This window comes from Azospirillum sp. TSH64, from assembly GCF_003116035.1.
GTDB lineage: Bacteria > Pseudomonadota > Alphaproteobacteria > Azospirillales > Azospirillaceae > Azospirillum.
Window position 1 is genome coordinate 7,252,856 of the sequence record NZ_LGQW01000015.1, and the last position, 12,870, is coordinate 7,265,725.

Consider the following 12,870-nt stretch of genomic DNA (forward strand, 5'->3'; position numbering starts at 1 on the left):
TCAATGTGTCCGGCCCGCTTCGGACCGACCATTCGCCCTGGTCGACCGCCGTTTTCTGCCTCACCCCGCGCCGGCTTTTGAAAGACCCGCCGGCCCCGTCATCGAAGACGCCCCCCTCGGGAGACGACTGTCGCCAGCACAAAGGATTTTTCCGGCATGACCCAAAGCCCGACCTCCACCGCCCCCCTCAGGCCCGTCTCTTCCGTCCGCAACATGGCCCCCAAGATGGCCCGCATCATGGACGGCAACGAGGCGGCGGCCTCCGTGGCCTATCGCGCCAGCGACGTCATCGCGATCTACCCCATCACGCCATCCTCGCCGATGGGGGAATTCGCCGACGAATGGTCGGCGGCGCACCGCCCCAACCTGTGGGGCAGCGTGCCGCAGGTGGTGGAGATGCAGTCGGAGGGCGGGGCGGCCGGGGCGGTCCACGGCGCCTTGCAGGCCGGCGCGCTGGCGACGACCTTCACCGCGTCGCAGGGCCTGCTGCTGATGATCCCCAACATGTACAAGATCGCCGGAGAGCTGACGCCCTTCTGCATGCATGTGGCGGCGCGCACGCTGGCGACCCATGCGTTGTCGATCTTCGGCGACCATTCCGACGTGATGGCCTGCCGCCAGACCGGCTTCGCCATGCTGGCCTCGGCCAACGTGCAGGAGGCCCACGATCTGGCGCTCGTCGCCCATGTCGCCACCTTGCGGGCGCGGGTGCCCTTCCTGCATTTCTTCGACGGCTTCCGCACCTCGCACGAGTTCAACTGCATCAAGCCTCTCGCCGACGATGATCTGCGCGCCCTGATCGATGACGGTTGCGTCGATGCCCACCGCCGCCGCGGCCTGACGCCGGATCATCCGGTCGTGCGCGGCACGGCGCAGAATCCCGACGTGTTCTTCCAGGCGCGCGAGGCCGCCAACCCCTGGTACGACGCCTGCCCGGCCATCGTGCAGGAGATGATGGACCGGCTCACCGCCCGCACCGGCCGGGCCTACCGCCTGTTCGACTATCACGGCCATCCGCAGGCGGAGCGGGTGGTGGTGGTCATGGGGTCGGGGGCGGAGACCTGCAACGGCACGGTGGACCGGCTGGTCGGGCAGGGGGAGCGCGTCGGCTGCCTGACCGTCCGCCTGTTCCGCCCCTTCGCCATCGCCGATTTCGTGTCCGCCCTGCCGGCGACGGTGCGGCGCATTGCGGTCCTCGACCGCACCAAGGAGCCCGGCGCCGTTGCCGATCCGCTCTATCTCGACGTGGTCGCCGCTCTGGCGGAGGCCCGCGCGGCTGACTCGTCCGCCATCGACCCCATGGTGATCGGCGGCCGCTACGGCCTGTCGTCCAAGGAATTCACCCCCGCCATGGCGAAGGCGGTGTTCGACGAACTGGGCCGCGACCGTCCGAAGCGCCGCTTCACCGTCGGCATCACCGACGACGTCACCCACCACTCGATTCCCTGGGATCCGCGCTGGGCGGTGGAGGAGCCGGGCGTGTCCCGTGCCGTCTTCTTCGGCCTCGGCGCCGACGGCACGGTGGGCGCCAACAAGAACTCGCTCAAGATCATCCAGTCGCGCAGCGGCGGCCATGCCCAGGCCTATTTCGTCTATGACAGCCGCAAGTCCGGCTCGACCACCGTGTCGCACCTGCGTTTTTCCAAGGAGCCGATCCGCGCGCCCTACCTGATCGGGCAGGCCCAGTTCGTCGCCTGCCACCATCTGCCGCTGATGGAGCGGGTGGAGGTGGCGGAGATGGCCGCCCCCGGCGCCACCCTCCTGCTGAACGCCCCCGGCACGCCCGAGCAGGTGTGGGACGCCCTGCCGGCCGAGGTCCAGCGCCTCTGCATCGAGCGCAGGCTGTCCCTGCACGCCATCGACGCCGGCGCCGTCGCCCGCGAGGTCGGGCTCGGCCGCCGCGTCAACACCATCATGCAGACCTGCTTCTTCGCCCTCTCCAACGTCATGCCGGTCGCCGACGCCATCGCCGAGATCAAGGCGGCGATTGCCAAGACATACTCCCGCCGCGGCGAGGAGGTGGTGGCGCGCAACATCGCCGCTGTCGATCAGGCGCTGGCCCATTTGCATCCGGTCCCGGTGCCCGACCATGTCACCGCCGACCATGGCCGCCCGGCCCCGGTGCCGGAAACCGCCCCCGACTTCGTCAAGCGGGTCACCGGCATGATGATCGCCGGCCATGGCGACCGGCTGCCGGTGTCCGCCTTCCCGGTCGACGGCACATGGCCGACCGGCACCTCGAAATATGAGCACCGCAACATCGCGGCGGAGGCGCCGGGCTGGAACGCCGACCTCTGCATCGAGTGCAACAAGTGTGTGCTGGTCTGCCCGCATGCCGCCATCCGTGCCACGGTGGTGCCGGAGTCGGCACTGGCCGGCGCCCCGGCCGGTTTCGAGACCATCCCCTACAAGGGCCGCGAGTTCCCCGGCGGGCGCTACCGCCTGCAAGCCTCGCCGGCCGACTGCACCGGCTGCACGCTCTGCGTCGCCGCCTGCCCGGTGGAAGACAAACACGGCTCCGGCCGCAAGGCGCTGGAGATGCGCCCCATCCAGGCGCTGGCCGGCCAGCAGGAGGCCTTCGAGTTCTTCCGCGGCCTGCCCGCCATCCCGCGCGAGTCGGTGCCGGTCACCGTCAAGCACAGCCAGCTGCTGGAACCGCTGTTCGAGTTCTCCGGCGCCTGCGCCGGCTGCGGCGAGACCCCCTACATCAAGATGCTGACCCAGCTGTTCGGCGACCGCATGGTGATGGCGAACGCCACCGGCTGCTCGTCGATCTATGGCGGCAACCTGCCGACCACGCCCTACACCATCGACGCCAGCGGCCACGGCCCGGCCTGGGCCAACTCGCTGTTCGAGGACAATGCGGAGTTCGGACTCGGCCTGCGCGTCGCCATCGACGGCATGGCCGAACAGGCGCGCGACGCGCTGGCGCTGCTGTCCGCTCAACTGGAGCCCGGCCTTGTCACCGAACTGCTGGAGGCCGGCCAGACCGACGCCGCCGGCATCGCCGCCCAGCGCGCCCATGTCGTCACGCTGAGGACGCAGCTCGCCCCGCTGAAGGATCCGCTGGCCCGCCGGCTGGAGCAGATGGCCGACTATCTGGTCCGCAAATGCGTGTGGATCGTCGGCGGCGACGGCTGGGCCTACGACATCGGCTATGGCGGGCTCGACCATGCGCTGGCCTCGGGCCGCGACATCAACATCCTGGTGATGGACACGGAGGTCTATTCCAACACCGGCGGCCAGCAGTCCAAGGCGACGCCCATCGGCGCCTCGGCCAAGTTCGCCACCGCCGGCCGGTCGGCGGCCAAGAAGGATCTGGGGCTGATGGCGATGGCCTACGACCATGTCTATGTCGCCCGCACCGCCTTCGGCGCCCGCGACAGCCACACGCTGAACGCCCTGACGGAGGCCGAGGCCTATCGCGGCCCGTCGCTGGTGCTGGCCTACAGCCACTGCGTCGCCCACGGCTTCGAGCTGTCGCACGGGCTGGAGCATCAGAAGCTGGCGGTGGACAGCGGCCACTGGTCGCTCTACCGCCGCGACCCGCAGCGGCTGGCCGAGGGCAAGACTGCCCTGCAACTGGACAGCGGCGCCCCATCGGCTGGCCTCGCCGCCTTCATGGCTGGCGAGTCCCGCTTCAGCGCGGTGGAGCGGGCCAACCCGGAGCGCTTCCACGCCCTGCTGGACGAGGCTGAGGCGGAGATCCGCCGCAAGCGCCACCTGTTCGAGCATATGGCGGGGTTCAAGGAGTGATACCCCGCCCCCTTGCGCCAGTTTCTCCGCTTGCTTGAAGGGGGCGCTTCCAGTTGAACCGTGGACGGCCATGACGGTGGATCCCGAATGGCCGCGCGCGGTCAGAAGGCCGGTTCACCTGTCCGGTCCGCCGCAGGACCGCTCTGCCGCCATCCATCGGCAGCCTTTCCTTTGTTCCTGTCCACCGGTCCGCAGAGGCACCGAAGCCGAGCACGGGAACCTGCCACGCCATAGCCAGAATCCGGGCGATTTCCCGCAGTAACAATTGCCTGTCTGTGGTAACTGTCATTGCGAACATCGCATGGAGATTAAGATACATGACGGATAGGAAAACCCATATCCGCAATCGACCACTTTCCGTTTTCAGGGAATTTCTGGAGAGCGAAACCGCTGGTGGCTTGCTCCTGATGGGAGCCGCCGCTGCTGCTCTTGTTGTCGCGAATTCTCCGTTGTCCACCGTTTATTTCCAGGCGCTTCATTCCTATGTGCTTGGATTGAGCATCGGGCATTGGATCAATGACGGTCTGATGGCGGTCTTCTTCCTGCTCGTGGGCCTGGAGATCAAACGCGAGATGCTGGATGGCCAGCTCTCCACATGGTCGCGCCGCATCCTGCCCGGCCTGGCGGCGGCGGGCGGCATGCTGTTTCCCGCTCTCATCTATGTGGCATTCAACCGCGGCAATCCGGAAACCATGAGCGGCTGGGCCATTCCCACCGCGACGGACATTGCCTTCGCCTTGGGAGTGTTGTCCCTGCTGGGGCCCCGCGTTCCGACATCGCTGAAGATTTTCCTGACGGCTCTCGCCATCATCGACGACCTCGGCGCCGTCGTCATCATCGCGCTGTTCTACACGGCGGAGCTGTCGCTGACGGCGCTCGGCATCGCAGCGGCCATTCTGGCCGTGCTTGTTCTCCTGAACCGGGCCGGAGTCGAAAAGCTTTGGCCCTACCTGATCCTCGGTGCCGGGCTATGGGGGGCCGTGCTGGCCTCCGGCATCCACGCGACGCTGGCCGGTGTCGCCCTGGCGCTGACCATCCCGCTGCGCCCGGCCCCGGGCCGGCCGGATGACATGCACTCGCCGCTTCACCGGCTGGAGCACGGCATCCATGGCTGGGTTGCGTTCTTCATCGTGCCGCTCTTCGGTTTCGCCAACGCCGGCGTGTCCTTTGCCGGCATGGAGGCCTCGATCCTGACCGAGCCTCTGCCGTTGGGCATCGCCCTCGGCCTGTTCCTGGGCAAGATGGTCGGTGTGTTCGGTACCGCTTGGATCACCGTGAGACTGGGCTTTGCCGACATGCCGGCGGATGCCTCGACCGTCCAGCTCTTCGGCGTGGCTCTGCTGTGCGGCATTGGCTTCACCATGAGCCTGTTCATCGGCGCGCTTGCCTTTCCGACCTCGCCGGAGCTTGGGGATGCGGTCAAGGTCGGCGTATTCGCCGGCTCGCTCCTCTCGGCGACGGCCGGAGCCGTTCTGCTGCGCTTCGCTCACCGGGAAATCCGGCCGATGACGGGGGCCGCCTGATCCATCATGCCGTCCGCCCCTCCATCGCATGAGGTGGAGGGGCCCCGCTCCGCCCTGGAGTGTGATCGGTGGTCGCACCATGCCGTCGCCTCGGGCCTGCTGTGGCAGCCTGCCGCCGCCCCGATGACGTTCATGGCGCCGTTTGCGCGGAGCCGACCCATCCTCCGCCGGGCCGTTTCTTATCGTGAGGTGTTTGCAACCCCGGACATAGACGGCCTTGTCACGGGAGCGCCAATGAACGACAGGATTCGTCATTACTGGGAGATCGTTCGTACAAGCCTCTGGCTGGTGCCGGTCCTGATGGGGTGCGCCGGGTTCGGACTGGCCGTCCTCCTGTTGTCCTGGGGGCGGGGCATCATCAGCAATGCCGGCGAATATTGGCTGATCTATGCCGGAGACATTGATAGCGCCCGTCAATTGCTGTCCGCGCTGCTGTCCGGCATGATCACGATGACCTCTCTGGTGGTCTCGATCACCATGGTCGTGCTGACGCTGGCGGCCGGCCAGATCGGTCCGCGTTTGATCCGCACCTTCATTCAGGATCGTACGACGCAGGGCGTGCTTGGCCTCTTCCTTGCGGACATCGTTTACCTGCTGGTGGTGTTCCGTACCATGGACGGGGAGCGGATCGACAGCGTCCCGCATTTGGCGGTGAGCGTGGGGACCGGTCTCACCACCCTTTGCCTGTTCGTGCTCCTCTATTACGTCCACAGGCTTGCCCGGTCGATCATCTACGACAACGTGGTGCAGAACGTGGCGTCGGAACTGTGCAGGATGGTGGATGCCCTGCTTCCCGAAAAGCCCGAACCGCCGATCCCAGCCGAAAGCCCCGGAACGGATTTCACGTGGCTCGCCCTGCATCAGGACGGCTATATCCAAACGCTCGATGCGGAGGCGCTTGTTGCCGCGGCCCGACGGGCGGATGCCGTCGTTCGGATAGAGGTCCGACCCGGACATTTCATGATCGGCGGTGGCGAGCATATCGCCGTCTATCCGCCGGAAGCCTGCACGGACGACTTTTGCCGGGCCGTCCGCTCGGCCTTCATCGTCGGGCCGGAGCGCACACCCACCCAGGATGTGGAGTTCGGCATTCGTCAGTTGGTGGAGATCGCGACCCGGGCCTTGTCCCCGGGCATCAACGACGTGTTTACCGCTCTTGCCGTGATCGACAACCTGTCCGCCGCGCTCGCGCATATCTTCGGCCGCGGGCTCGAACCATCGGTGTTGCGCGACGGTGACGGGGTGGTCCGTGTCATCAGGAACATTCCGGACTATGACAGCTTCGTCGGCGCCGCTTTCGATCAGATCCGGCAGGGAGGCAGCGGCAGTCCGGCGATCTTGATCCGGCTGGCGGAGGCGCTCGGAGAGCTTGCGGCACGGGTTCATGCGGAGGAGATGCGGGGCCCGCTGCTTGAGCAGCTCGACTCCGTGCTGGCGACGGGCGAGCAGACAATCTCCATCGATCGGGATCTTAGGATTCTAAAAGAGCGCTGCCGACAGGCCCGCGACCGTCTTTCGTGCTGACTATGAAGCCGTACCCGCTCATCGAACGGTAGAGGCTCGGGCACTTCCTTCCGCGGAAACCTGTCTGGACCCAGGGAAGGCTGAAGCGGGAACGGTGAAGCGCAGCATGAGGGGCGCGGTGTAAATGCCGCACCCTTTTCCCCTTGCTCCGCCCATTAATATATTAGTATATTGAACTCATCGCCCGTGCTTGCCCTCCTGGCGCCGGGCCCGGATTTTCAGCTCCCCTCAAGGATGCCCAGTCATGCGTTTCCTGACCCGTGACCAGCTTGCCGGCGGCGCGTTCGACGTCGCCCACACCGACGGCGCCCCAACCCTGCCCGTGACCATTCTCCAGGTGGGGGACGGCAATTTCCTGCGCGGCTTCGTCGATTGGATGGTCGATGTCGCCAACGGGCAGGGGCTGACCAAGGCCGGCGTCGCCATCGCCCAGCCGCTGGACCAGGGCATCGCACCGCTGTTGAAGGCGCAGGACAACCTCTACACCGTCCTGCTGCGCGGCATCGAGAACGGGCAGGAGGTCGAATCCCGCCGCGTCGTCTCCTGCGTGTCGGAAGCGCTGAACCCCTATGCCGACTGGGCACGGATGGTCGAGCTGTCCGTGTCGCCGGCGCTGCGCTTCTTCGTCTCCAACACCACCGAGGCCGGCATCGCCGACCGTGAGGAAGCCTATGCGCCCGGCGCCTGCCCGGACAGCTTCCCGGCCAAGGTCGCGGCCCTGCTGCATGCCCGCTACACGGCGCTGGGCGGCAGCGCCGACAGCGGTCTGGTCTTCCTGCCCTGCGAGCTGATCGAGGCCAACGGCACCAACCTGAAGCGCATCGTCCTGGCGCACGCCAAGCGCTGGGGCCTGGAGGCTGGCTTCGCCGACTGGATCGAGACGCACAACCACTTCCTGAACACGCTGGTCGACCGCATCGTCCCCGGCTACCCAAAGGACGAGGCCGCGGCGCTCAGCGCCAAGTGGGGCTATGAGGACAAGCTGGCCGTCGCCGCCGAGCCCTTCCATGTCTGGGTGATCGAGGGGCCGGCCCATCTGTCGGACGAGTTGCCGCTGCACAAGGCCGGCCTGAACGTGGTGTGGACCGACGATCTCCAGCCCTACCGCACCCGCAAGGTCCGCATCCTGAACGGCGCCCACACCGCCAGCGCTCTGGCCGCCTATTGCGCCGGGCTCGACACCGTCAAGTCGATGATGGACGACCCGACCGTCTCGGCCTACCTGAACACAGTGATGTTCGAGGAGATCGTCCCCTACGTGCCTCTGCCGGAGGCCGAGCGGCAGGATTACGCCCGCACCATCATGGAGCGCTTCGGCAATCCCTATATCCGGCACGAGCTGATCTCGATCACGCTGAACTCGGTGTCGAAGTGGCAGGTGCGCGTCCTGCCCAGCCTGAAGGACGCGGTGGCCCGCAACGGCTCGGCTCCGGCCGGCCTGTCCTTCTCGCTGGCGGCGCTGCTGCGCTTCTACCGCGGCGAGCTGGCCGGCGGCGCCTATGCCGGCACGCGCGAGGCCGGGTCCTACCCGATCAGCGACAATGCGGAGGTGATCGCCGCCATGAGCGCCGCCTGGGCGGCCAACGGCAGCGATCCGAAGGCGCTGGTTGCCGCCGTCCTGTCCGACGTCCGCCTGTGGAAGGAGGATCTGACCGCCGTCCCCGGCCTCGCCGCGCGGGTGGCCGACAGCCTCGCCGCCATCGAGGCGAAGGGCATGAAGGCCGCCATGGCCGATCTGGTCGCCGGCTGATCCGGCAGCTTTATTGTGGGAAAGCGGGGCGCGTCCATCGGGGCGCGCCCCGAAGGCATGACATCGATGACACCCCTTCTCAGCCGGCGTATCGCCGAACTGGAGCTTGACGCGGCCGTGCTGCGCCATCGCCTGTTGCATATCCCGCTCGCACTGCAAGAGGATTGCGGTCTGTGGGCAAGCCATAGGATCATCGGGCGTGAGGCGTTGAGCCTGTTCCGGGCGGTGCGCCAGGAGACGCGTGACAGCGGGGAGGATTGCGATCCGGCGCTCGGCCGGATCGAGGCCGCCTATCAGCTCGTTCACGACGCGATCCTGGCGCTGTCCGAACTGGCTCTTGCCGACCCGCCGACGCGGCACTGAAACGCCGCACTCCGATGCGTGAGGAAGACCGACGATGCAGACGACCGAAACCAGGAAGCGGACACGCCGCGGCACCCAGCGGGTGACGATGACCGACGTGGCCACCGCCGCCGATGTGTCGGCCAGCACCGTCTCGCTCTATCTCCGCCGGCCGGAGGCGGTGTCCCGCCACCTCGCCGAACGCATCGCGCGGGTGATCGACGAGATGGGCTATGTGCCCAATCTGGTCGCCGGCAGCCTTGCCGCCGCGCGCAGCCGCACCGTCGGCGTCATCCTGCCGTCCATCCTGAATTCCTTCTTCGCCGAGACCTACAACACGCTCCAGGGCATGTTCCAGGCGGCGCATTACCAGACCCTGCTGGGCGTCAGCGAGTTCAGCCCGGAGGAGGAGGAAAGCCTGATCCGCGCCTTCCTCGCCTGGTCGCCGGCGGCGATGGTGGTGACCGGCTTCCACCACACCGAACGGACGCGCGCCATGCTGGCCTCCTGCGGCGTGCCGGTGGTGGAGATGTGGGACATGCCGGGCCACCCCGGCGAGGCGGTCAACATCAGCGTCGGCTTCTCGCATTTCGAGGTCGGCCGCATGCAGACCAGCCACCTCTACGACCAGGGCAGCCGCAAGGTCGCCTACATCGGCGCCGCCGCCCACCAGGATCTGCGCGTCCGCAGCCGCACCGACGGCTACGAGGCGGAGGTGATGCGCCGCGGCCTGCACGATCCCATCGACTTCACCGTTCCCGACGCCGCGACGACGGAGGTCGGCCGCTGGCTGATCGACGAGATCCTGACCCGCCATCCCGACATCGACGGCGTGGTCTGCTCCAACGACGCGCTGGCTCTGGGCGTGCTGTTCGAGGTCACCCGCCGCGACCTGAAGGTGCCGGACGATCTGGCGGTGGTGGGATTCGGCGACCTTCCCTTCAGCAGTTCCTGCCCGCCGCCGCTGACCACCGTCCGCCCGCCCCAGCGTGAGATCGGCAGACTCAGCGCCACGCAGATCCTGGCGGCGCTTGACGGTGTCCGCGTCACGCCGAAGCACCACAATCTCGACTGCGAACTGGTGGTCCGCGGCAGCACCCGGCCGGTGGTGGATGGGCCGGCAGCGAAGCGCTGACGTCCGCGCCTTGCCGTTTCCCGATTGCGAGTCATACCCTCGATTCCAGCTATGGCTTTCGGCGTAATCCCGCCGGGCCGCTCACTGGACGGGGGCAGGGTGCATGCGGACGCAAGGACGGGACGATACCGGCGGCTTTTCCAGCCGCACCGGGCGGTTGCGCCGGCTGATGCCGGGATTGGCGCTGTTGCTGGCCCTGGCGATCCCATTCTCCGAAGCCGCAGCCGCCAAGCCCGACCGGCTGCAACGGCTGCTCGACCGTTTCCTGGCCGACGAGGAGTTGGACGGCGGCATCCTTCTGGTGTCGGGTCCGGACGGGCGGCGGCTGGTGGTGTCCGGCATCGCCGACCGCAAGGGCGGACGGCCGGTGACGGAAGACACCCGCTTCTATGTCGCCTCCGTCGGCAAGATGGCGACCGCCGCCGCCGTGCTGCAACAGGTGGAGGAGGGGCTGCTCTCGCTCGACCAGCCGGTGCGGGAACTGGCTTCCGACCTGCCGCTCGACAGGATCGCCAACGCCAACCGGGCGCGTCTGGTCCATCTGCTCGACCACAGCTCGGGCATTCCCGATTACATCACCGACGCCTATCAGGAGGATGAGGCGGCCAGGCCGGAACGGCTGCCGCGCGACGGCACCCTGCTCGCCTATGCGGCGGGGGAGAAGGCGACCGGTCCGGTCGGCGGGCATTACGAATACTCCAACAGCAACTATGTCCTGCTCGGCCACATCGCGTCGCGGCGCGACGGCGTTCCCTTCGCGCAGGTTCTGCGGACCCGTGTGCTGGAGCGGGCCGGAATGGCCTCGACCAGCGTCGGGGCCGATCCGCGTGACCGCAGCCTCGCCCATGGCTACACCGAGGAGGGCGACGTCAGCCGGCGGTCCTGGGCGGCGACCACCGGCGACGGGCCGCTGGTCACCACCGCCGGCGATCTGGAACGCTTCGTCTTCGCCCTGTTCCGCGACAACCGGCTGCTGGGGGCGGCGACCGTCCGCCGCATGCTGACCCCGTCGGAGAATGAGGAGGGGCAGGGGCTGGGGGTGGCGCTGTGGAAGGACAGCTGGGGACGCGGCGCCGGCCATGACGGGCGCTATGACGGGTTCGAGGCCGATGTCCGCTATTACCCCGACCGCCGCACCGCGCTGATCTTCCTGACGAACGGCAACCAGCAGAGCGACGATGCCCTGCTGGATGCGGTGGCCGAGGAGGTGTTCGGCCCCTGAGCCGGCTGCGGTTGACGATTATTATTATCAATAGGATAGTAAATATAGAAAAACACAACTTATTAAGCAGGGTGGACAGGCCCATGGCGCTCGGACTGCATGCTTCCCGTCGCAATTTTCTCGTCGGAGCCGGCCGGTTCGCCGGTGCCGCCGCCGCGGTCCGGCTCATGCCGGGTTCCGCTTTCGCTGCGGAGGCGGGCGCGGCCTATTGCCCGCCGCCGTCCGCTTGGTCAGATCTGGCGAAGGGGGTGAAGGGCGGGGTGCTGCGGCCGGAGGATCCGTTCTTCGCCGATATCTGCCGGCCCAACAACCTGCGCTATGGCGCCACCCTGCCGGCCGGCATCGCCCGCTGCTCGCGGCCGGAGGATGTCCAGGCCTGCATCGCCTGGGTGAAGCAGCAGGCCATGCCCTTCGCCGTGCGGTCCGGCGGCCACAATTACGCCGGCTTTTCCACCACGCCCGGCCTGCTGATCGACATGACGCTGATGGCCGGGGCGGAGCCGGTGAAGGGCTCCGACGGGCTGGTCAGGGTGCTGGGCGGCACGCTGAATTCCTACGTCTACAAGCAGATGGAGCGGCTGGGCCGCACCATCACCCATGGGCGCTGCGATTCGGTCGGTGCGGCCGGCTTCCTGCTCGGCGGCGGCATCGGCTTCAACATGCGCAAGTTCGGCATGGCGTCCGATCTGCTGCGGGGAACGGAGCTGGTCAAGGCCGACGGCAGCCATGTGAACGCCAATGCGGACAGCGAGTCCGCCCTCTATTGGGCCTGCCGCGGCGGTGCCGGCGGGAATTTCGGCATCAACACCTCCTTCACCCTGGAGACCCGCCCGGCGGAGCCGGTGACGGTGTTCAATCTGGTCTGGACCAACAAGGATCTGCCGAAAATCCTGAAGCTCCTGCTGACCGAACTGGCGGCGGCGCCCGACGAGTTCGGCAGCAAGATCAACGTCACCATCCCGAGCTGGCAGGAGCGCTGCGCCAACGTGCCGCTGAAGCTGTCGATCCTCGGCCAGCTGCACAAATCCAAGACGACGCTGAAGGAAATCTTCAAATCCACCTGGGAGTCGATCGACTGGAGCCAGTCCAAGCTTGAGGAGAATGTGCCCTACTGGACGGGGCAGGATTTCCTGACCGAGACGACCTTCCCCTATTATTACCAGGAAAAATCCAGCTACATGAAGGCGGCGGACATCGGCGACGAGGCCATCGCCGCAATGTTCGACTGGGCGGCCAGGATGCCCGCCACCTCGATGCCGGTCGCCTTCAAGTTCTTCCAAGTCGGCGGCGCCATCAACCGCGTCGGCCCGACCGAGACCGCCTATGTCCACCGCGGCTATGACTGGCTGTTCTCGGTCGAGGCCAACTGGTGGCGGCCGACGGATTCGGTGCTGCTTGTCGAGCAGGCACTGGAGTGGCAGCAGCGCTTTTATGACGACGTGAACCGCCGGACCAGGGCGCAAGGGGCGTTCCAGAACTTCCCCGATCCGTCGCTGGCCGACTGGCAGCGGGCCTATTACGGCGAGAATCTCGCCAAGCTGGCCGAGGTGAAGAAGGCGGTCGACCCGAACATGCTGTTCACCTTCGCCCAGGCGATCCGCCCGGCGTAACGTTCCGG

8 protein-coding genes are annotated in these 12,870 nt (G+C 67.3%); all 8 read left to right on the forward strand.

All coding sequences use genetic code 11. The features are described 5' to 3' along the window. Positions 1 to 237: 237 nt before the first annotated feature. The 8 genes from nifJ (at position 238) to TSH64_RS33895 (ending at position 12,862) form a co-directional block, all read left to right on the forward strand. Positions 238 to 3,756: a pyruvate:ferredoxin (flavodoxin) oxidoreductase gene (nifJ, locus tag TSH64_RS33860; RefSeq protein ID WP_109453312.1), complete on the forward strand. Its 3,519-nt coding sequence runs from the start codon at positions 238 to 240 to the stop codon at positions 3,754 to 3,756. Between the two features lie 317 nt (positions 3,757 to 4,073). After that, positions 4,074 to 5,279 (forward strand): Na+/H+ antiporter NhaA, encoded by a 1,206-nt coding sequence (nhaA, locus tag TSH64_RS33865; protein ID WP_109451812.1) that lies wholly within the window; start codon positions 4,074 to 4,076, stop codon positions 5,277 to 5,279. A 234-nt stretch (positions 5,280 to 5,513) separates the two neighbouring features. Beyond that, the gene (locus TSH64_RS33870; protein WP_109453313.1) at positions 5,514 to 6,803 is read left to right on the forward strand and encodes a DUF2254 domain-containing protein; all 1,290 of its coding nucleotides are present in this window, start codon (positions 5,514 to 5,516) and stop codon (positions 6,801 to 6,803) included. Between the two features lie 244 nt (positions 6,804 to 7,047). Continuing rightward, positions 7,048 to 8,553 (forward strand): tagaturonate reductase, encoded by a 1,506-nt coding sequence (locus tag TSH64_RS33875; RefSeq protein ID WP_109451814.1) that lies wholly within the window; start codon positions 7,048 to 7,050, stop codon positions 8,551 to 8,553. 66 nt (positions 8,554 to 8,619) lie between these two features. After that, the gene (locus TSH64_RS33880; protein WP_109453314.1) at positions 8,620 to 8,916 is read left to right on the forward strand and encodes a hypothetical protein; all 297 of its coding nucleotides are present in this window, start codon (positions 8,620 to 8,622) and stop codon (positions 8,914 to 8,916) included. 34 nt (positions 8,917 to 8,950) lie between these two features. After that, positions 8,951 to 10,030 (forward strand): LacI family DNA-binding transcriptional regulator, encoded by a 1,080-nt coding sequence (locus TSH64_RS33885; protein WP_109451816.1) that lies wholly within the window; start codon positions 8,951 to 8,953, stop codon positions 10,028 to 10,030. Positions 10,031 to 10,133: 103 nt separating this feature from the next. Continuing rightward, on the forward strand, positions 10,134 to 11,252 hold the full coding sequence (locus TSH64_RS33890; RefSeq protein ID WP_247873319.1) for a serine hydrolase domain-containing protein: 1,119 nt from the start codon (positions 10,134 to 10,136) through the stop codon (positions 11,250 to 11,252). A 167-nt stretch (positions 11,253 to 11,419) separates the two neighbouring features. Further along, positions 11,420 to 12,862 carry an FAD-binding oxidoreductase gene (locus TSH64_RS33895; RefSeq protein WP_247873320.1) on the forward strand — a complete coding sequence of 481 codons (1,443 nt, stop codon included), beginning with the start codon at positions 11,420 to 11,422 and terminating at the stop codon, positions 12,860 to 12,862. The last annotated feature ends 8 nt before the right edge of the window (positions 12,863 to 12,870 follow it).